Genomic DNA, 19,029 nt, shown 5'->3' with positions numbered 1-19,029 from the left:
CCGATTGAGATCTGTCAATCAGTGGCGTAGGGTGGCGCCATGGGGGATGCCGGGGAAGAGCGGATCGAGCTGCGGCACGGGGATCCCGAGGCCGAGGCGCGGATGCGTGCGCTGAGCTCGCCGCTGCGGCTGCGCGTGCTGCGGCTCTGCGCGTTCGAGTCCCGCACCAACAAAGAGCTGGCCGAGCTGCTCGGCGTGAATCCGGGCACGATGCTGCATCACGTGCGCACGCTCGTGCAGACCGGCTACCTCGCGGCCGAGACGGAGCGCTCCGGAGCGCAGGGTGCGCGCGAAGTGCCGTACCGGGCGACCGGACTGTCGTGGCGCACCTCCATGCCCGAAGGCTCGCCGATCCTCATCGAGACGTTCCTGCAGCAGATCCAGGGCGTCGCGCCCGAAGACCTCGACAGCACGTGGATGGGCCTGAAGCTCACGCCCGAGCATCTGGCCGAGTTCCGGCAGCGTCTGTACGAGCTGGTCAACGAGTTCAAGGAGCGCGGCCCCGACCCGGACGGCGACACCTACTCGTTCTTCAGCACCCTGCACCCCGACGAGAACCCTCCCGCCCCTCGCTGACCCGCCCGCCTCCCCATCAGTCCTCTGGGTTGACGTGCCTCACATGTGCAGCGCGCACGGCGCGTCGCGCGCATCTGAGGCAAGTCGACGATCTTGGCGGCGGCGGAAAGGCGCGAGAACTTCACGGCGGGACGGATGCCACGGCCGACGGCCGCCCGCATAGCCTGGGCCGGTGAGCATCGCGACGGCAGACCTCTACGACGAACGCGGCGACGAGCTGGACTCGCTCGCCCTGCAGCTGCACGACCTCGGCGGCCGTGTCGCCTTCGACGGCCCGGTGCGGACGGTCCGGTGTCACCGCGACAACGCCCTCGTCAAGGAGGTGCTGGCGACCCCGGGCGACGGCGCGGTGCTCGTGATCGACGGCGGCGGGTCGCTCGAGTCCGCGCTGGTGGGCGACCTCATCGCGGCCTCGGCGGTCGAGAACGGCTGGGCGGGGATCATCGTCTTCGGCGCCATCCGCGACCGCACGGCGATCGCCGAACTGTCGATCGGCCTCAAGGCGCTCGGCTCCAACCCGCGCAAGAGCGCGAAGGCCGGCATCGGCGAGGTCGACGTGCCGGTGACGATCGCGGGCGTCGCGTTCGTTCCCGGCCGGCACGTGTGGGCCGACGCCGACGGGATCCTCGTCGAGCGCTGATCCCTCACCCCGCGTCGACGGACTCCGCCGCCTCCCGGCTCAGGGGAGCCGCTGCCAGTGCTCGGGCCCGAGCGAGCCGGCCGGGTATTCGTCGAGCGGGACGTCCCCCGCCCGCCAGGCCGCGAGCACCGGGTCGACGATCCGCCACGACTGCTCGGCCGCGTCGCCGCGCACCGCGAGCATCGCGTCGGCGTCGAGGATGCCCGACAGCACCTCGCCGTAGGCCTTGAGCGCGCCCGCCCCGAGGTCGGCCTCGAGCGTCGCCCGCTCGAGCTCGAACGGATCGTCGCCCCCGTTGACGTTGAGCTCGAGGTCCATGCGGTCCGGTCCGAGCGAGAACCGCAGCACCGCGCCCGGCGCGGCCCCCGTGAGTCCGTCGGGGACGTGGTTGACCGGCCGGAACGTCACGACGACCTCTCCGTTCTTGCCGGCGAGCGCCTTGCCCGAGCGCAGGGTGAACGGCACGCCGCGCCAGCGGTCGTTGCGGACCTCGCAGGTCACCTCCGCCAGCGTCTCGGTCTTGCGTGACGGGTCGACGCCCGGCTCGTCGACGTACGACGGCAGTCGCCGCTCGCCCACGGCGCCGGCGGTGTACCGGGCGCGGCGCGACGCGGTCGCCGGGTCGTCCTGCCACACGTGGGTCGCCCGCAGCACGGCCGCGGTGGCGTCGCGGAAGTCGCGCTCGTGGATCGTGGCGGGCGGCTCCATCGCCAGCATCGCCATGACCTGCAGCAGGTGGCTCTGGATCATGTCGGCGAGCGCGCCTGCCTTGTCGTAGTAGCCGGCGCGCCCTTCGAGTCCGAGCATCTCGTCGTAGCGGATCACCACCGACTCGATGTGCTGCGCCGACCACACCGGTGCGAACATGCGGTTCGTGAACCGCACGCCCAGCAGGTTGAGCGTCGTCGACCGGCCGAGGAAGTGGTCGATGCGGAAGATCTGCTCTTCGGGCACCAGGCCGGTCACCGTCGCGTTGAGCCGACGGGCCGACTCTTCATCGACGCCGAAGGGCTTCTCGAGCGCGAGCACCGTCCCCTCGGGGATCGTGACGTCCGCGAGCGCCTCGCATGCGGCGGCGGCCACGGCCGGAGGCACGGCGAAGTAGAGGGCGACGCGCCCTCCCGGGTCGGCGATCAGCCGCTGGAGGTCGCCCGGGTCGGTGATGTCGGCACGCTGGTAGGTCGTCTCGGCGACGGCGGCGAAGGCCTGCTCGAAGCCTCCCGCTGCGAACGAGGTGCGCACGGTGTCGCGCCATCGCTCGTCATCCCAGTCGTCGATGCCGGCACCGCGCAGCCGCACGCGGCGATGCGGCTCCATCGTGAGCAGCTGTCCGAGCGCGGGCAGCAGCAGTCGCGAGGTCAGGTCGCCGGAGGCGCCGAGGATGACAAGCGTGGTCTCGTTGGCCATGGGCTCAACCTATTCATCCGCCACCGGATCCGGCAGGGGCTTGCGCGAGGGCTGCCCCGATGGCCGACCGCCGATGCCCTGGACAGGCAGGGCACGCAGGAGGATCGTGGGCGTGGGGATACACACTGGGAGGCTGTCATGTTCTCACCCGATCGGCCGTTCTCGAGCTTCGCCGTACCCGACATCGGCGAAGCGGCGGCGTTCTACCGCGACACCTTGGGGCTCGACGTGACCGTGTACGAAGAGATGGGCGGCGGCTTCACGATCGCCCTTCCCGGCGGCGGCAACGTCTTCGTCTATCCGAAAGAGGACCATGAACCGGCCGTGTTCACGATCCTCAACTTCAGCGTCGACGACGTCGACGCCGCCGTCGACGACCTCAACGCACGCGGGGTCGCCACGAAGATCTACAGCGACCCCGACTACGGCACCGACGAGAAGGGCATCTCGCGCGGCTTCGAGGGAGGGCCCGACATCGCGTGGTTCCGCGACCCCGCGGGAAATGTCATCTCGGTCGGCCAGATGGCCCCGCAGATGATGGGCGGCTGACGCACCGGAGAGACGGATGCCGCGGCCCGGCGCAGGCGCGCTGGGCCGCGGCATCCTTCTTCGCGCTGGCACCCGCCGTCAGCGGGCGAGTGCCTCCGAGAGCTTCACGCGGCCGCCCATGCGCAGCAGCGAGTTCTCGTAGATGCGCGCGGCGACGAAGATCGCGGCGACGCACGTGGCGATGAGGATCGCGATCGACAGGAGCGGCTCCCACCACTGCGCATCGCCGAGGAAGATGCGCATCGGCATGCCCACCGGCGCCGAGAACGGCACGTACGACATGATCGCGAGCACCAGCGGGTTGTCGTTGAAGAAGATGACGAGGAAGTACGGCGCCATCACGAGCATCGTCAGCGGCATGGTGGTGGAGCCGATGTCCTCCTGGCGCGACACCATCGAGGCCGCGGCGGCGAACAGCGACGCGAGCAGGATGAAGCCGAACAGGAAGAAGATCGCGAACCAGGCGATCGGCGCCCCGAGTCCCTGCAGCAGCGCGGTCTGGTCGGTCACGGTGAGGCCGATGATCGCGATCGCGGCGAGGATCAGGATCTGGCCCATGGCGAGGACGGTGTTGCCGATGACCTTGCCGGCCAGCAGCGAACGCACCGGGATGGCCGAGATCAGCAGCTCGACCACGCGGGTCTGCTTCTCTTCCACGACGCTCTGCGCGATGGTGCCGCCGAACAGCGACGCCGCGAGCAGGAACACGATGCCGAAGCCGACGGCCGCGATGTAGGCGAGTGCGGCGTTGCCCTCCTCGGGGCTCAGCAGCTCCACGGGCGGCAGCTGCGCCAGCTGCAGCATCAGCTGCGTCGGCGCGGACGACTCCGCGATCACCGTGAATCCCGTCGGCGACGACGTGTCGCCGACGATCGCCGCGTCGACGTCGCCGCTCTCGACGAGCGTGTTCGCGCCGGCGCGATCGGGCGTCTCGGTCACATCGAGTCCGTCGAGGCCCTCGACGTACTCGATCGCATCGCTGGTCACGGCGACGGGCGTGCCGCTGTTGTTCGCGGCCTGGAAGCCTCCCCAGATCACGAGCACGAGTGCGCCGAGGAACAGGATCGCGGTCGAGATCACGAACGCCTTGCTGCGCAGCTTCGAGCCGATCTCGCGCTCGGCGACGAGCCAGATCGCCTGGCCGCTGCTCAGGCTGCTCGAACGGGGTGCCGCGCCGCCGCGGGTGCGGGTGTCGAGGGTGCTCACTGGATGACCTCCTTGAAGATCTGGGCGAGGGACGGATGCTGCGGCGCGAAGCTCGCCACATCCCCTTGTGCGACGGCCCGGCGCAGCACCCGCTGCGCGGTCTCGTCGCTGTCGGCGTCGAACACGGCGTAGCCGCCGTCGAAGTCGAGCACCTGGACGCCCTCCTCGGCGCGCAGCCACCCGGCGTCGCCGGCCGACACGAGCTCGAACCGCCGCGTCGAGTGCTGCGCGCGCAGCGTGTCGCGGGCTCCGGCAGCCCGGATGGTGCCGCCCGCGATGATCACGAGGTCGTCGCACAGGCGCTCGACGACGTCGAGCTGGTGGGACGAGAACAGCACCGCGGCTCCGGCCGCGGCGCGCTCCTGCAGCACGCCGGCGACGACGTCGACCGCGAGCGGGTCGAGGCCCGAGAACGGCTCGTCGAGGATCAGCACCTGCGGGTCGTGCACGAGCGCGGCGGCGATCTGCGCGCGCTGCTGGTTGCCCAGCGAGAGCGTCTCGACGTTGTCGTTCAGGCGCTCGCCGAGTCCCAGCTGCTCGAGGAGCGCCGTGGCGCGGGTGGCGGCATCCGTCTTGGAGAACCCGTGCAGCCGCGCGAGGTAGACGATGTGCTCGAGCACCTTCATCTTCGGATACAGGCCGCGCTCCTCGGGCATGTACCCGAAACGGCGGCGGTCGGATGCCGTGACCTCGGCGCCGTCGAGCGTCACGGTGCCCGCGTCGCCGGCGAGCACCCCCAGCACGATCCGCATGGTCGTGGTCTTGCCGGCGCCGTTGCCGCCGACGAAGCCGGTGAGCCGGCCCGGCCGCACGTCGAACGACACGTCGTCGAGCACGCGCCGCCCCCCGTAGCTCTTGCCGATACCGCGAAGCTGCAGCATCCTGTCTCCTCTCGTGCTCTCGTGGTCCAGGCCCGACGTGGTGATCGAGCCCGTCGAAACCGACGCTACGGATCGCGGCGCCCGCCGTCCTCCCCCCGGAGGGGGATCGTGCCGCGCTCCGCCGTGCGGAGGAGACGGTGAGGGACGCCATCTTCCATGCGACGGAATAGATGCCAGGTTCATGTGCTTGCATGGAGGTGGAACGTCCACGGTGGTCCCCACCGGGGGACGCCTTTGTTTTGAAGGAGTACAGCAATGACCGACCGGACCATCGGCTACATCGTCGGCAGCATCTCGTCGACCTCGCTCAACCGTCGCCTCGCGAAGGCGCTGGAGCGTCTCGCACCCGAGGGCACGACCCTCGTGGAGATCCCGATCGAGGACCTTCCGTTCTACTCGCCCGACCACGACGCCGACTTCCCGCAGGCCGCACGTGACTTCAAGCAGGCCATCGACGACGTCGACGGCGTCATCATCATCACCCCCGAGTACAGCCGCTCGATCCCCGGCGTTCTCAAGAACGCCCTCGACTGGTCGGCCCGCCCGTACGGTCAGATGTCGTTCAACGGCAAGCCCACCGCCGTCATCGGCACCTCGCAGGGCGGCATCGCGACCGCCGCCGCGCAGCAGCACCTGAAGGCGATCCTCAGCCACTACAACGCGCCGACGCTCGGCCAGCCCGAGGGCTACGTGCAGAGCACGCCCGGCCTCTTCGCCGACAACGGCGAGGTCACCAACGACCAGACCGCCGAGTTCCTCGTCGGCTACCTCCAGGCCTTCGGCGCCCTCGTCGACCGCTACGCCGCCGTTCCCGTCGCGGCCTGATTCCCCCCGCGTCTCGCTGCGTGCGCAGCGCGACGTTCGTTCCAGCCGATCGGATGCCCCGACTCGTCGCCCCTCGCGGGCCGCGGGCCGGGGCATCCGTGGTTCTCCGCCGGGCTCGGGGCGTTTCGTCTCGCTCGTTCCTCGCTCGCTCAACGACCGGTTGGCGGCGTGGGGTTTCGTCTCGCTCGTTCCTCGCCCCGGTCGTTGAGCGAGCGAAGCGAGACGAAACGCGCTGCGCGAGCCTCCGGGGTCAGGTGAGGCCGTGGCGGTGGGCGTAGACGACGGCGGCGACGCGGTCGCGGGCGCCCAGCTTCTGCAGCACGTTCGACACGTGCGTCTTGACCGTGGCCTCGCCGATGTAGAGCCGCTGGGCGATCTCGGCATTGCTCATCGCCTGCGCCACGAGCCGCAGCACCTCTCGCTCGCGCTCCGTGAGCTCGACGACGGGCGCTTCGACAGGCTCAGCGACCGATGGCGCCCCGCCGTGTGCAGCCCCCGATCCCGGGGCGAAGCCCGGTCCCTGAGCCTGTCGAAGGGACGCTGCGGCCGGCTGGGCGATCTCGGACTGCGCGAAGCGGGCGATCACCCGACGGGTGACCTCGGGGGCCAGCAGTGCGTCGCCCGCGGCGGCCACGCGCACGGCGGCGATGAGCTCTTCGGGGCCGGCGTTCTTCAGCAGGAAGCCGCTCGCGCCCGCAGCCAGCGCGTCGAACAGGTAGTCGTCGCGGTCGAACGTCGTCACCACGACGACGGCCGCGTCGGCGGCTCCGTCGCGCGTGATGCGCCGGGTGGCCTCCAACCCGTCCATGTCGGGCATCTGCACGTCCATGCAGATCACGTCGGGATGCAGAGCGGATGCCGCAGCCACCGCCTCGACGCCGGTCGTGGCTTCGCCGACGACGGCGATGTCGCCCGCCGACTCGAGGATCATGCGGAAGCCCGCCCGCATCACGGCGTGGTCGTCGACCAGCAGCACGCGGATCGGGTCGCTCACGCGCCCACTCCGGCCCGCGGCGCACCGGTGCCGATCGGGGCGGCGAGCGGCACCCGCAGCCGCACCAGGAATCCGCCGCGTCCGCGGGGTCCGGTCTCGAGCACGCCGCCCGATGCCGCCGCCCGCTCGCGCATCCCCACGAGACCCAGCCCGGGCCGCATCGGCGCCGCGACCGGGCGCCCGGTGTTGGCCACTTCCAGTTCGACGGCGTCGGCGCCGTAGCGCAGGCGGAGGTCGGCCGTGGCATCCGGTCCGCCATGCCGGCGGGCGTTGGTGAGCGCCTCCTGCGCGACGCGGTAGATGTTCACCTGGACGAGGTCGGGAAGCTCCATCGGGTCGCCGACGACGGTCAGCGTCGTGGGCAGGCCGTTGTCGTTGGCGTGGGCGACCAGCTCGGCGAGCGCCGACAGCTGCACCGTCGAGGCGCCGTCGGTGTCTCCCGCGGTGGTCCGCAGCGTCTCGAGCAGTTGGCGCAGGTCGGCGATCGCCGAACGCGCGGACTCCTCGATGCCGAGGAGCGCCGTGCGCGCGGCATCCGGATCCCGCTCCAGCACCGCCCGCGCGGCGCCGGCCTGCACCCCCATCGCCGACACGTGATGCGCGACGACGTCGTGCAGTTCGCGGGCGATGCGCACGCGGTCGAGTGCGACGGCCTGGGCGGCGGTCACCTCGCGCTCGAGCTCGAGCTCGCGGGTGCGCTGCTCGAGCGCCGACCGCGACATGGCGGCGGCATACGCGCGGTCGCCCATGTAGTACGCCCCGCCGAAGAAGCCTGCGTTGACGAGCAGCTGGAGCAGCAGCATCGCCGCGAACGGCGAGAACACCCCGGCTCGGGAGAGTCCGCCGTCGGACGGGTCGATCGCCGTCTGGAACATGGTGACGATCAGCCACACGAACATCGCGACGATGACGCCGACGCGCACCCACAGGGCGCGGCGCCGGTCGTCGACCCAGGCGCCGACGGTGAACATCGCGATGAACATCGCGATGTTCGAGACGTAGAGATCAGGGATCCGCAGCGTGACCCCGACGAAGAACACGACCGCGATGACGACGACCACGACCTCCGGGAAGCGCCGCCGCACCGCGAGCGGAGCCGTGAGTCCGAGGCTGTACAGCAGCGCCCACTGCATGCCCTCGGTCGCGTCGGCGCCGTACACGCCGGCCACCGACCCGAGCGCGGTGCTCAGGACGGCCGAGACGAACAGGCCCGCGGCCAGCCAGACGTCGTTGCGCTGGTCGACGGACGTCAGCGGCGGGCGCCGGACCGCGTGGGCGGCGGTGAGGTCGGACATCCCTCCACGCTAGGGCGGAGTCGGCGCCGCGGCATCCCCCGGGAGGTGGAGCAGGATGCCGCCCTCCGGCGTCCCACAACAGGATTCACTTGCTATTGACAAGCGTGCTTGTTTTTTGCAACCATGACTGAAGAAGCTCAGCACCGCGCGAGCTCCCCGACCACAGCAGTTCGAATCCAAGAAGGAGCAAGGCAATGACGCACATCTTCGTCAACATCCCGACGAACGACCTCGAGCGTTCGAAGGCGTATTACACCGCCCTCGGCTGCTCGCTGAACCCGCTCTTCACCGACGAGAACGCCGCGTGCGTGGTGTGGAGTGACGACATCTTCTTCATGGTGCTCACCAAGGAGTACTTCTCAACCTTCACCGACAAGGAGTTCGCCGACCCGCGGACGCACGCGCAGGTGCTGCTGTCCATCAGCCGCGACTCCCGCGAAGACGTCGACAGGATCGTCGACGCGGGCGTCGCCGCCGGAGGGACGTCCCCCGGCGAACCGCAGGACTACGGCTTCATGTACGGCCGCGACCTCATCGACCCCGACGGCAACGGCATCCAGTTCATGTACATGGATCCCGAGGCCGCCGCCAAGGGGCCCGACGTCTATATGGCGGAGCAGGCGCAGGTATAAGTGGCCTCCCGCAGCTACGGGCAGTACTGCGGGGTCACGACGGCCGTCGAGCTGATCGGCGAGCGGTGGGCACTGCTCATCGTCCGCGATCTGCTCGTCGGGCCGCGCCGCTACACCGACCTCAAGCAGGGGCTGCCCCGGATCCCCACCAACATCCTGTCCACGCGGCTCAAAGAGCTGCAGGAGGGCGGCGTCGTGCGCCGTGTGCCGCTCCTGCACTGCGGGCTGGTGTACGAGCTGACGCCGTACGGACGCGAGCTCGAGCCGATCGTGCTCGCCCTGGGCCGGTGGGGGTTCGCGAAGATGGGCGACCCGGCACCCGACGACGTCGTGACCGCGGACTCGCTCACGATGGCGTTGCGCACCGCATTCCGGACGGATGCCGCCGGCACGCTGCCGCCCGCCGACTACGAGCTGCACGTGGCCGACGTCGTGCTGCGCGTGCACGTCGACCCGTCGGGCCTGCGGATCACCCAGCTGCAGCCCGCCGGTCGCCCGGTCGATCCCCGCCTCGGGACGCAGGCGTCGGTCGCGGACGACCCCGACCTCGTCTTCGCGGCGGGTCCCGGCATCCGTCGCCTTATCTCGGGCGAGCTGACCCCGGCCGACGCGATCGATCAGGAGGTGGTGGCCGTGGTCGCCGGTGATGCGACGCTGCTCGAGCGGTTCGCGCAGACGTTCTCGATTCCGCTGAGCGCGGGCGCGCAGAGCCTCGAGGATCCGCTGACCACGGTCGTGTAGCGGGACGGATGCCACGGGCCGGTGCCGTGCCGAACGCGGCATGACCCCGCCGGAGTCGCGGGGGTCAGCGGGCGGTCGCCCGGATCACGACGCGGGCGACGCGGCCTTCCCCGCCGGTGGCGGGATCGACGAAGCGGACGGCGATCACGTGCTCGCCGGCGGCGACGTCGTACACGACCCGCCGGAGCGGCAGACCCGTCAGCACGTGGAGATTGCCGGTCCAGGCGCCGTCGACCGAGACGGCGACCGTCTGACCGCGCTGCCCGGTGAGGACGAGGAAGAGGTCGTCGGCGCGACCGTCGAAGTCCGCATCCTCGAGGCGTGCGTCGACCGACCCGTCGGACGCGGTCACCACGGGAACCGGGAGCGCGAACGGCCCGACCGGGACGCTCGCCTCCGAGGTGCGCTCGCCGGGCGCCGTCTGCACGGCGCGCACCGTCATGCCGGCGTGCAGCAGATCGCCCGGGACGACGGCCGAGAAGCGTCCGTCGGCGCCGGCCGTGACGGTGACGAGTTCGACGCCGGCGCCGTCGCGCAGCGTCACCGTGGCCCCGGCGGCTCCCGTGCCCGTGATCGGCGCCGGGACGGCGGCGGTCAGGTCGCGCGGGGCGTCGAGGGCGGGGGTCGCCGTCTGCGCCGGCGGCGGAGCGGTCGGCGCGGGTGTCGGCGTGGATGTCGGCGCGGGAGTGGGCGCCGGCGTCGGGACCGCGTTCGGCGCGGGCGCGGGCTGACTCGGCCCGGGTTGCGGCGCGGGGGCGGGGGCGGGGGCGAGTCGCGGGGCCGGCGCGGGCAGTGGAGCTGGAGCCTCGGCGTTCTCCGGCACCGGCACGTCGCTCTCGGGCGCCGGGATGGTCTCGGCCTCTGGCACGCTCGCCTCGGGCAGGGGCGCGACGTCGGCGGAGGCATCCGTCTCGGCCGGCGCGTCCACCGAGACCGGTGCCTCGCTCGCCGGCGCGCTCCACGGCGTCGCCGCGAACACGATCGCCCCCACGGCGACCGCGGCCACCGCGACGACGCTCGCCGCGATCCCCAGGAGGGGGAGGGCAGTGGTGCCGGCGCTCCCCACGCCGGCACCTCCGCCAGAGGCGCCCCCCGCGCCCATCTCCCCAGAGCCGGATGCCCCGCCACCCCCGGTGGGCGATCCGGCCGCCACCGCTGCCACGGCCGTGGTGGCATCGGCGGTGTAGGCGAGGGCCCCAGCCCCGCCGAGTACAAGAGGCAGCAGTACGACGCGGAGCTTCTGCGTCACGTGCTCGAGGTCGGCCGCGACGATGCGGCACGCCTGACAGGTGCGGAGGTGCTCATCGAGCCGGCGTCGATCGGCGCGCGCCACGGCCTTGCGCTCACTCGCCACCAGCAGCTCGCACACCCACCGGCATTCGGCCGGCCGCGCGGGGTCGCTGATGTGGGCGTGCAGCCAGGCCTGCTTGAAGCCCTCGCGGGCACGGTAGGCGAGCGCCGAGACGGCGTTGGCGCTCATGCCGAGGAGGGGTGCCACTTCGCGGGGCTTCATGCCCTCGACCTCGATGTACCAGAGCAGTGTCCGCCAGCGGGCCGGCAGCTCCCGGAACGCCTGCGCGAGCACGGAGCGGTCGGCCACGAGCTCTGCGAACTCGGCCGCGGAGTCGGCGGCGCGCTCGTCGAGATCGTCGAGCGGCATCTCGCTCGGGCGCCGGCCCCACGAGGCGGCGACGTTGCGGATCGTCGCGAACAGGTACGGGCGGAAGCCGTCCTGCGGGCCGCCGCCCTTGCGGATCGCGGAGAGGATCGAGGTGAACGCCTCCGAGACGAGGTCATCGGGATCGACCTGGGGACTCACCGCGCGTGCGGCGCTCCGTGCGCTCGCGGCGTGGCGCTCCCACAGCACGGCATACGCCGCGTCATCGCCCCCGCGCGCGGCCGCGACGAGATCCTCGTCGGAGCGGGCGCCCAGCGGACCGGCGACGGCGCTGTGGGGGATGGTCACGATCTCTCCTCGCCGGATGGGCGCTTCTAGGGTTCAGCCGGCGACGGCGATCGGCGCCAGGCTAGCGACGCGCGCTGGGAATCCGCTGTTGGGGAGTCCCGGCGACGCGTGCAGAACGGGGGGTTCACCGGGCAAGACGCGCGTGCGGCGCTTTTCATGACGCGCGGGATCAAGAAAAGTCTGCCGATCATGTGGCGTGGAGCGACGGATGCCTCGCACCGGCGCGATACCGTGCGGCTGTGACCGCGTCCGCCCCGCCCGCCGACGAACACCAGCGCCGCCGCGACGTGCCGGTGGGCGTGGCCATGGTGGGAATGGTCGCGATCGCGTGGTGGCCCGCCTTCACTCTCGGCGTGTGGGGCGAGGTCTTCTTCGACGACATCCTCGCGCTCTGGGCCGCCTCCACCGCGGCGTTCGTGTTCGTGCTCGTCGAGCGGCGTCCCGTCGGCGGCAGACTCGCGCGGGCCTTGGTCCTCCTGCTTCCCTCGGTATGGCTCGTCCTCAACTTCGTGGTCGCCGACGACACCACCGACATGGCGCTGGCCATCGTCGACCTCGCGGCGATCGCGGCCGTCCTGCTCGGCATCCCGTTCACGCTGTGGGTGCTGGTGCGCGTCGTGTGGCCCGACTTCGCGACCGAGACGCGGCGACGCACGAAGTGGCTGATCGCACTCGTGGTGCTCGGCGTCGCCGTCACCTCGTTCGTGCTCGGGCTCAACCAGGAGCACTTCCTCACATGCGGCGACTTCGACATAAGCGGCAACTCCGCGCCGCCGGGATGCACGCCCGGCCCGGCGGACTGACGCCCGCCCTGCGCGGGCGGCCGGCCGGGATCAGAAGATCATCGGGCGGTCGTCGTCGTCCGGGCCCTCGAGATCGAAGTCGACGACGACGGGCACGTGGTCGCTCGGGAGTTCACCCTTGCGTTCGTTGCGATGGATCGTCGCGCCGGTGACGGCATCCGCGATCGCGTGAGAACCGAGGATGAAGTCGATGCGCATGCCCTCGTTGCGAGGGAACTTCAAGCGCTTGTAGTCCCAGTAGGTGTAGCCGGTGGGGATCAGCGGGCGCACGACGTCCTGCAGGCCGGCGGCCTCGAGCGCGGCGAACGCCTCACGCTCGGGCGGTGACACGTGGGTCGAGAAGCCCGGGACGACCACAGGGTCGCCGTTGTCGGCATCCGTCGGGGCGATGTTGAAGTCGCCGACCAGCGCGAGGGCGAGATCGGGGTTCGCCGCGAGGGACTCCGACGTGTACTGGCCGAGCGCCGACAGCCAGTCGAGCTTGTAGAAGTAGTGCGGGTCGCCGAGCGAGCGGCCGTTGGGCACGTACAGGCTCCACACCTCGACGCCGCCGACGGTGGCGCCGATCGCGCGCGCCTCCTGCGGTGCGTCGGGACCGTTGTGCCCCTTCTCGAAGCCCGGCATGCCCGGGAACGCCGTGCGCACGTCCGTGAGCGGCTCACGGCTGGCGATGGCCACGCCGTTCCACTGCGAGAAGCCGTACGCCTCGACGTGGTAGCCGGCCTTTTCGAAGCGGTCGAACGGGAACTGGTCGGTCTTGCACTTGATCTCCTGCATCGCCAGCACGTCGATGTGCTCGCGCACCGCGAAGTCGACGATGCGGTCGACTCGCGCGCGGATGGAGTTCACGTTCCAGGTGGCCAGGCGCATGGGATCAAGCCTAGGCGGGGGTGCAGACGCGGAGGAGCGGATGCCGTCCCCGTCGGCTCCACGCATCGGCCCCGTTTCGCCGGCCCCGGGACAGCAGGGACGCCGCTGCGGCAGTATCAGCCGTGAGCGAGGACCGCTCTTCACTGTCAGCGGCCGCGTCCGCGGCCGGGAATGAGGGCTTCCCATGGACCACGACTGCGGCTGCGGCCGCGCGGCCTCCGCCGCGCCCGACGCGTCTCTCGAATTCGACGCCGACGGCGAGCTCGTCGTCGGCCCCGTCATCCGTCCCGAGCTGCTGACCCGACCGTGTGCGATCGGCACCCTCGACGGGTCCTGGCTGCTCGAGCTGGAACGCCGCACCGTGTTCGGTCCCGAGGTGCGCGGTGCGCTGCGCATCGAGGTGGGCACGTCGTCGCTGCGCGTCTCGGGCGACATGTACTCGCGCCGGGTCTTCCCGCCCGTGTTCACCGAGTTCGAGCTCGAGCGGATCAGGCCGATCCCCTTCCCGGTTCCCGGACCCATCCCGGGACCAGGACCGGAGCCGTTCGCAGGTGGCGGTGCCGATGCGGCGGATGCGGGCGAGGCCGGCGACGTGTCCGAGGACGAGACGCCGATCCTCTCCGAGTTCCTGCCGCTGGGGCTGCGCTGGTATCCGGCCTTCCCGGCGTCGGAGTACTCCTGGTACTTCCGCTCCAACGGCTCCACCTACGTCGACGGCACGCTCACCGTCCAGATCGTCCGGCATCTGTGGAACCGCACGACCCAGGAGTTCGTGTCGACCGACACCGGCACTCTCACGCTCCGCTGCCGGCGACCGCTCGTCGTGACGACGGCGTCGACGGTTCTCGGGGAGTCGCAGCGCATGACGGGCACGCTGTCGATCGGCGGCACCGTCACGAACGTCACCGCGCGCAAGACGTCGCCGATGTACCGCGGCTGCCGCATCGAGGTCGATGCCATGGTGAACCGCATGTTCCCGGCATCCGCCACCATCGGCTCGGGAGCTGCCGCCACCGTGCGTTCGGTCTATGCCGGTGCGGGATGGGACGTCACCGTCGTCACCGACGAGATCAGCGTGCCCGACGATGCGGACCTCACCAACGCGGAGCTGGCGACCCTCATGTCGGGGCACCGCCAGACGGTCAGCGGCGAGTCCTGGCGGCTGTGGCTGTTCGTGGGGTCCGCGCAGGGCGGCCTGTTCGGGATCATGTTCGACGACGACACCGTGCCCCGAGAGGGAGCTGCCGGCTTCGCCGACGTCGAGCTCGGCAACGACTCCTTCATCGCCGCAGCGGCCCGCGGACGCCCGCTCGACGAGGTGCCCGCGGCGTTCCTCCGCACCCTGGTGCACGAGGCGGGACACGCGTTCAACCTGTGGCACCCGAAGCACGACGTCCACAACCCGGGCATCGGCATCGAGATCATGAACCAGACCGGCGATGTCATGGGGTTCGCGACCACGGCCAATCCCTATCCGGGCAATGCCTCGTTCGCGTTCTCGAACCACGACCGCACCTCCCTCATCCACTCGCCCGATCCGCAGGTGCGCCCCGGCTGGAAGAACTTCGGGTGGGGCCACGGCGACCTGTCGGCGGGCCTGCCCGCCCCGGTCGACGTGGCGGGCCTCGCGGGCGACACGGGAGACGAGGGCCTGGAGCTCACCGTCGCGATGCCCGCGCAGGCGTTCGTCGGCGAGTACGTCACCGCCGAGGTCGTCCTCACGAACGTGTCGGACCAGCCGCGCACCGTCACGACGCTGATCAACCTGTCGGAGGGCGACCTCGTCTTCCTGCACACGCCGCCCGACCACTCGCTCCAGCACCTCGTCGACGTCGCCATCGGGTGCGGGCCGCGCCCGACGACGGTGCTGCAACCGGGCGAGTCGATCCGCAACCACGTCCAGGTGTTCTTCACGAACCAGGGCGTGACCTTCACCGAGCCGGGACGCCATACGATCACGGCCCAGCTCGAGGTCGACGCGATGACCACGGTGCGGTCCACTCCGATGACCGTCGACGTGCGGGGGCCCGGCTCGGACCCCGAGGTCGACATCAGCGCCAAGACGCTCACGCCGGGGGTCGGTCGCGCCATCGCGCTGGGCGATTTCGCGACGGATGCCGCAGCCCGCGCGGTGCTGACCGATCTGGCCGAGCAGCACAGCGACACCGACACCGGTGCGGCCGGCGCGCTCGTGCTCGCCAATGCTCTCGCCCGGTCGTTCACCGACGTCCGCGCGCGCGATGTGCGCGCGGCGGCGCCGGACGAGGCGGCGCACTTCCTCGAGCTGGCGCTCGCCGGCCGATCGGCCGAGCGTGTGGCCGCCCTGGCGGTGACGGTCGCCAGCCCGACCGAGAAGGACGCCCCGGTCGTGGCCGACACGATCGCGGCCCTGAAGTCGCGCGCGAAGGGCGGAGCCCGGTCGGTCGCCGGCAAGGACGTCGCGGCGGCCGAGCGCATCGCGGAGGACTTCGTGGAGCCGACCGGCCGCTGAGCCGGGGGTCGCGGCGACTCGACAGGAGAAATCGCCTTCCGCAGGAGGTTTGACCGTTTCTGTGGAGGGCGGTTTCTCCTGCGGAGGGTGACACGAAGCCCGCCCAGGGGAAGGATCGAGCCGTGACACCTCTCACGGACGGCGGTGGGTTGGAGCTCCGGCTCCGGCCGGCCGCGGCTGAGCCCGTGCGCGGCGCGGCTCCCGGGGACGCGCCCGCCGCCGACCCCGCACGTGGGCCAGCTCCCGGGGACGCGCCCGGGGTCGCGCGGGGCAGCGACTCGCCGGCGAGTGCAGCGGGCGCGTGGACCGTTCCGCTCGATCGCATCGCCTTCGCGGACGTGGAGCTCATCGCGCGGGGGGCGGCGACGGTCAGCGCCCGGTTGAACCTCGTCGAAGGCGACCTCGAGATCGACGTCGCCGCGCCGGGCCGTCCGCCGCTGCGAGCGACGTGGCCGTGGCCGGTGGACTCCGCGCCGCGCTCGGTCGATCTCGCCGCAGGTGAGCGCCTCGTCTCAGCGGTGCCGCTGCTGGCCTCGGGCAGCGTGCCGCTGTTCCCCGCCCCCGGCCGGTACGTGGTGACCGCGCGGTTCGCCGCGCGCCGCGGCGAGACCGTCGAAGCGGAGCCGGTGGCGCTCGTGCGCACCGCCCCCGCCGACGCCGACGCCGCCGACCTCGGGAACCGCGACGTGCTGCAGAGCCTTCTCGGCGCCGGGGTGATCGGCGCCGCCGCGCCGTCGCTCGAGCGCCTCGCGACCTCCGTCGACGCCGGCACGGCGGCAGCCGCGAACCTGGCGCTCGGCCGCACCGCTGCGCTCGCCGCGGTCGCCGGCGACCCGGCGGTGACACGGGCGGTCGCAGCGCTCCTCCCTCCCGGCGCGACCGGGCCCGACGCGCGGCGCGACGCCGTCCTGCCGGCCGCCGAGGCGCGAGGCATCGCTGCGCTCACGGGCCGGGCTCTGCCCGGGTGACCGGCCCGCGGCATCCGTAGACTCATTGCCATGACCGTCGCCTCCACGCCTGCGCTCGAAGCCGATCGCCAGTACCTGATCGCCCTCATCCAGGACGAGGCGGTGTTCCACGGCGACTTCACGCTCTCGAGCGGCAAGAAGGCGACGTACTACGTCGACATGCGCAAGCTCACCCTCGACCACCGTGCGGCGCCGTCGATCGGGCGCATCATGCTCGACCTCATCCGCGACGTCGACGGCATCGTCGCGGTCGGCGGGCTCACGCTCGGCGCCGACCCCATCGCGAACGCCGTGATGCACGAGTCCGCGCGCACGCACATGCCGCTCGACGCGTTCGTGGTGCGCAAGGAGCCCAAGGACCACGGCCGCGGACGCCAGGTGGAGGGGGCGGATGTCGCGGGCAAGCGCGTCGTCGTGCTCGAAGACACCTCGACCACAGGTCAGTCCGCGCTCAAGGCCGTCGAGGCGCTGCGCCGCGAGGGCGCGGAGCCCGTCGCCGTCGCCGTCATCGTCGACCGCAAGACCGGCGCCCAGGCGGCCGTCGAGGCCGAGGGCCTGCAGTGGCTGGCCGCGATCGACCTCGACGACCTCGGACTCGAACCGCAGTAGTTCTTGCCGCCGGGATGTCACACGCCGGCGCCGGCCGGTGTCTCCATGTCGAAGGACTCGATCCGACGACACGGAGGAAAGACATGACTGAGACGACCCGCATCCCCGCGACCGAGGTCACCGGCGTCTACGGCGCCCTGGTCAAGGCGGCGGCCAAGAAGATGATCGGTCGCGTGCCCGACTCCGTCGGCGTGCTGTGGCACCACAAGGCCGTCATGAAGGACTCGATGGGCATCGGGCAGAAGGTCGAGCACTGGCACGAGCTCGATCCGAACCTGTCGACCTACGCCGCGATGGCGGCGGCCGCGACCATCGGCTGCAGCTTCTGCCTCGACTTCAACTACTTCATGTCGCGCAATCGCGGCGTCGACGGCGCCAAGGTCCGCGAGGTGCCGCGCTGGCGGGAATCGACGGTGTTCACGCCGCTCGAGCGTCAGGTCATGGAGTACGCCGAGGCGGCGAGTCAGACGCCGCCGGCCGTGACCGACGAGCTGTCGGACGCGCTGCGGCAGCAGCTCGGCGAGGCGGGCCTCATCGAACTTGCGGCCCGCGTCGCCTTCATGAACATGTCGGCCCGCATGAACGTGGCGCTCGGCATCCGTTCCGAGCAGTTCGCCGACTCGTGCGGACTGCCGCCGCTGGCCGAGCGGCCCGCCGTCGCCGCCCGCGCGTAGGCTCGCCGACATGAGCGCCGACGACGTCGACGACCCGTTCGTCGCACACCGGAATCTGCTGTTCACGGTCGCGTACGAGATGCTCGGCTCGGCCGCCGACGCCGAGGACGTGCTGCAGGAGTCGTGGCTGCGCTGGGCGGCCGTCGACCGCGACACCGTGCAGGAGCCGCGCGCGTACCTCGTGCGCGTCGTGACGCGTCAGGCGCTCAACCACCTGCGCACGGTGTCGCGACGTCGCGAGGACTACGTGGGGGAGTGGCTCCCCGAGCCGCTGCTGACGAGCCCCGACGTCGCCGAGGACGTCGAGCTCGCCGAGAACCTCTCGATCGCGATGCTCACGGTGCTCGAGACGCTCGGCCCCGCCGAGCGCGCGGTCTTCGTGCTGCGCGAGGTCTTCGACGTGCCGTACGACGAGATCGCGGATGCCGTGGGCAAGACCCCTGCGGCGGTGCGCCAGATCGCCCACCGGGCGAAGGACCACGTTGCGGCCCGGCGCCCGCGGGTGCGGGTGGTGCCGTCGGAGCACGAGGAGGCCGTCGAGCGCCTCGTCGCGGCGCTCAACACCGGCGACCTGCAGGGGCTGATGGACGTGCTCGCGCCCGACGTCGTGTCGGTGGCGGACGGCGGCGGCAAGGTGAAGGGCGCCGCGCGCCGGCCGATCGTCGGCGCCGAGCGCCTCGCCCGCTACCTCATCGGCGGCATGTCGAAGCTCGAGGGCACGCTCGTCGCGTCGGCGACGTGGGTGAACGGCCAGCCGGGGATCCGGGTGGAGCTCGACGGTCAGCTGACCGGAGTCGTGAGCCTGACGGTGGCCGACGGGCGGATCACGCAGATCTACTCCATCGCCAATCCCGACAAGCTGGGCTGGCTCGACGCCGAGGCGGAGGTCGCGCGCTGATCGC

General features: G+C 71.6%; 19 protein-coding genes. 12 read left to right on the top strand and 7 right to left on the bottom strand.

The window, feature by feature from the left end; genetic code table 11:
* Positions 1 to 39 precede the first annotated feature (39 nt).
* Together ABG085_RS18520 and rraA are read left to right on the top strand one after the other, a co-directional pair.
* Positions 40 to 576 carry a winged helix-turn-helix domain-containing protein gene (locus ABG085_RS18520; protein ID WP_347977218.1) on the top strand — a complete coding sequence of 179 codons (537 nt, stop codon included), beginning with the start codon at positions 40 to 42 and terminating at the stop codon, positions 574 to 576.
* Positions 577 to 748: 172 nt separating this feature from the next.
* Positions 749 to 1,216, top strand: a complete 468-nt coding sequence (gene rraA / locus ABG085_RS18515) for a ribonuclease E activity regulator RraA (protein WP_347977217.1) — start codon at positions 749 to 751, stop codon at positions 1,214 to 1,216.
* A 39-nt stretch (positions 1,217 to 1,255) separates the two neighbouring features.
* Here the strand turns inward: rraA and ABG085_RS18510 are convergent, their stop codons facing one another.
* The gene (locus ABG085_RS18510) at positions 1,256 to 2,623 is read right to left on the bottom strand and encodes a glucose-6-phosphate dehydrogenase (RefSeq protein WP_347977216.1); all 1,368 of its coding nucleotides are present in this window, start codon (positions 2,621 to 2,623) and stop codon (positions 1,256 to 1,258) included.
* Between the two features lie 138 nt (positions 2,624 to 2,761).
* Between ABG085_RS18510 and ABG085_RS18505 the strand changes: the two genes are divergently transcribed.
* A complete protein-coding gene (locus ABG085_RS18505; RefSeq protein ID WP_347977215.1) occupies positions 2,762 to 3,172 on the top strand; it encodes a VOC family protein in 411 nt (136 codons plus the stop codon).
* 78 nt (positions 3,173 to 3,250) lie between these two features.
* Here the strand turns inward: ABG085_RS18505 and ABG085_RS18500 are convergent, their stop codons facing one another.
* Entirely contained in the window at positions 3,251 to 4,378 is a 1,128-nt protein-coding gene (locus tag ABG085_RS18500; protein WP_347977214.1) for an ABC transporter permease, read from the bottom strand.
* The gene (locus tag ABG085_RS18495) at positions 4,375 to 5,259 is read right to left on the bottom strand and encodes an ATP-binding cassette domain-containing protein (protein WP_347977213.1); all 885 of its coding nucleotides are present in this window, start codon (positions 5,257 to 5,259) and stop codon (positions 4,375 to 4,377) included. Before ABG085_RS18495 ends, ABG085_RS18500 begins: the two co-directional genes overlap by 4 nt.
* Positions 5,260 to 5,514: 255 nt before the next feature.
* Here ABG085_RS18495 and ABG085_RS18490 point away from each other — a divergent pair, with 255 nt between their 5' ends.
* A complete protein-coding gene (locus tag ABG085_RS18490) occupies positions 5,515 to 6,084 on the top strand; it encodes an NADPH-dependent FMN reductase (protein WP_347977212.1) in 570 nt (189 codons plus the stop codon).
* A gap of 250 nt (positions 6,085 to 6,334) precedes the next feature.
* On the opposite strand, the gene ABG085_RS18485 is transcribed toward ABG085_RS18490, so the two are convergent.
* Positions 6,335 to 7,078, bottom strand: a complete 744-nt coding sequence (locus ABG085_RS18485; RefSeq protein ID WP_347977211.1) for a response regulator transcription factor — start codon at positions 7,076 to 7,078, stop codon at positions 6,335 to 6,337.
* Positions 7,075 to 8,373 carry a sensor histidine kinase gene (locus ABG085_RS18480; protein ID WP_347977210.1) on the bottom strand — a complete coding sequence of 433 codons (1,299 nt, stop codon included), beginning with the start codon at positions 8,371 to 8,373 and terminating at the stop codon, positions 7,075 to 7,077. Before ABG085_RS18480 ends, ABG085_RS18485 begins: the two co-directional genes overlap by 4 nt.
* A 194-nt stretch (positions 8,374 to 8,567) precedes the next feature.
* Between ABG085_RS18480 and ABG085_RS18475 the strand changes: the two genes are divergently transcribed.
* A complete protein-coding gene (locus tag ABG085_RS18475) occupies positions 8,568 to 9,005 on the top strand; it encodes a VOC family protein (RefSeq protein WP_347977209.1) in 438 nt (145 codons plus the stop codon).
* Positions 9,006 to 9,746, top strand: a complete 741-nt coding sequence (locus ABG085_RS18470) for a helix-turn-helix domain-containing protein (RefSeq protein ID WP_347977208.1) — start codon at positions 9,006 to 9,008, stop codon at positions 9,744 to 9,746. It begins immediately after the preceding gene.
* A 64-nt stretch (positions 9,747 to 9,810) separates the two neighbouring features.
* On the opposite strand, the gene ABG085_RS18465 is transcribed toward ABG085_RS18470, so the two are convergent.
* Positions 9,811 to 11,712 carry a sigma-70 family RNA polymerase sigma factor gene (locus tag ABG085_RS18465; RefSeq protein ID WP_347977207.1) on the bottom strand — a complete coding sequence of 634 codons (1,902 nt, stop codon included), beginning with the start codon at positions 11,710 to 11,712 and terminating at the stop codon, positions 9,811 to 9,813.
* Between the two features lie 239 nt (positions 11,713 to 11,951).
* Here ABG085_RS18465 and ABG085_RS18460 point away from each other — a divergent pair, with 239 nt between their 5' ends.
* Positions 11,952 to 12,515, top strand: coding sequence for a hypothetical protein (locus ABG085_RS18460; RefSeq protein ID WP_347977206.1), 564 nt, complete (start codon positions 11,952 to 11,954; stop codon positions 12,513 to 12,515).
* Between the two features lie 30 nt (positions 12,516 to 12,545).
* On the opposite strand, the gene ABG085_RS18455 is transcribed toward ABG085_RS18460, so the two are convergent.
* Positions 12,546 to 13,385 (bottom strand): exodeoxyribonuclease III, encoded by an 840-nt coding sequence (locus ABG085_RS18455; protein ID WP_347977205.1) that lies wholly within the window; start codon positions 13,383 to 13,385, stop codon positions 12,546 to 12,548.
* Between the two features lie 184 nt (positions 13,386 to 13,569).
* Between ABG085_RS18455 and ABG085_RS18450 the strand changes: the two genes are divergently transcribed.
* The 5 genes from ABG085_RS18450 (at position 13,570) to ABG085_RS18430 (ending at position 19,025) form a co-directional block, all read left to right on the top strand.
* Positions 13,570 to 15,876, top strand: a complete 2,307-nt coding sequence (locus tag ABG085_RS18450; RefSeq protein WP_347977204.1) for a hypothetical protein — start codon at positions 13,570 to 13,572, stop codon at positions 15,874 to 15,876.
* A gap of 122 nt (positions 15,877 to 15,998) precedes the next feature.
* The gene (locus tag ABG085_RS18445) at positions 15,999 to 16,844 is read left to right on the top strand and encodes a hypothetical protein (RefSeq protein ID WP_347977203.1); all 846 of its coding nucleotides are present in this window, start codon (positions 15,999 to 16,001) and stop codon (positions 16,842 to 16,844) included.
* A gap of 30 nt (positions 16,845 to 16,874) precedes the next feature.
* Complete coding sequence (gene pyrE / locus ABG085_RS18440; RefSeq protein WP_308870194.1) at positions 16,875 to 17,453, top strand: orotate phosphoribosyltransferase; 579 nt, start codon at positions 16,875 to 16,877, stop codon at positions 17,451 to 17,453.
* A gap of 83 nt (positions 17,454 to 17,536) precedes the next feature.
* A complete protein-coding gene (locus tag ABG085_RS18435; protein WP_347977202.1) occupies positions 17,537 to 18,127 on the top strand; it encodes a carboxymuconolactone decarboxylase family protein in 591 nt (196 codons plus the stop codon).
* A 10-nt stretch (positions 18,128 to 18,137) separates the two neighbouring features.
* Entirely contained in the window at positions 18,138 to 19,025 is an 888-nt protein-coding gene (locus tag ABG085_RS18430) for an RNA polymerase sigma-70 factor (protein WP_347977201.1), read from the top strand.
* The last annotated feature ends 4 nt before the right edge of the window (positions 19,026 to 19,029 follow it).

Source organism: Microbacterium sp. ProA8, from assembly GCF_039905635.1.
GTDB classification, from domain to species: domain Bacteria; phylum Actinomycetota; class Actinomycetes; order Actinomycetales; family Microbacteriaceae; genus Microbacterium; species Microbacterium chionoecetis.
This window is presented reverse-complemented; position numbering and strand designations above follow the sequence as displayed.

What these genes read in the sequence shown, in the direction of transcription:
- ABG085_RS18520 (WP_347977218.1), top strand. Translation starts at nt 40, where the DNA reads ATGGGGGATGCCGGGGAAGAGCGGATCGAGCTGCGGCACGGGGATCCC.
- ABG085_RS18510 (WP_347977216.1), bottom strand. Translation starts at nt 2,623, where the DNA reads ATGGCCAACGAGACCACGCTTGTCATCCTCGGCGCCTCCGGCGACCTG.
- ABG085_RS18505 (WP_347977215.1), top strand. Translation starts at nt 2,762, where the DNA reads ATGTTCTCACCCGATCGGCCGTTCTCGAGCTTCGCCGTACCCGACATC.
- ABG085_RS18495 (WP_347977213.1), bottom strand. Translation starts at nt 5,259, where the DNA reads ATGCTGCAGCTTCGCGGTATCGGCAAGAGCTACGGGGGGCGGCGCGTG.
- ABG085_RS18490 (WP_347977212.1), top strand. Translation starts at nt 5,515, where the DNA reads ATGACCGACCGGACCATCGGCTACATCGTCGGCAGCATCTCGTCGACC.
- ABG085_RS18480 (WP_347977210.1), bottom strand. Translation starts at nt 8,373, where the DNA reads ATGTCCGACCTCACCGCCGCCCACGCGGTCCGGCGCCCGCCGCTGACG.
- ABG085_RS18475 (WP_347977209.1), top strand. Translation starts at nt 8,568, where the DNA reads ATGACGCACATCTTCGTCAACATCCCGACGAACGACCTCGAGCGTTCG.
- ABG085_RS18455 (WP_347977205.1), bottom strand. Translation starts at nt 13,385, where the DNA reads ATGCGCCTGGCCACCTGGAACGTGAACTCCATCCGCGCGCGAGTCGAC.
- ABG085_RS18450 (WP_347977204.1), top strand. Translation starts at nt 13,570, where the DNA reads ATGGACCACGACTGCGGCTGCGGCCGCGCGGCCTCCGCCGCGCCCGAC.
- pyrE (WP_308870194.1), top strand. Translation starts at nt 16,875, where the DNA reads ATGACCGTCGCCTCCACGCCTGCGCTCGAAGCCGATCGCCAGTACCTG.
- ABG085_RS18435 (WP_347977202.1), top strand. Translation starts at nt 17,537, where the DNA reads ATGACTGAGACGACCCGCATCCCCGCGACCGAGGTCACCGGCGTCTAC.
- ABG085_RS18430 (WP_347977201.1), top strand. Translation starts at nt 18,138, where the DNA reads ATGAGCGCCGACGACGTCGACGACCCGTTCGTCGCACACCGGAATCTG.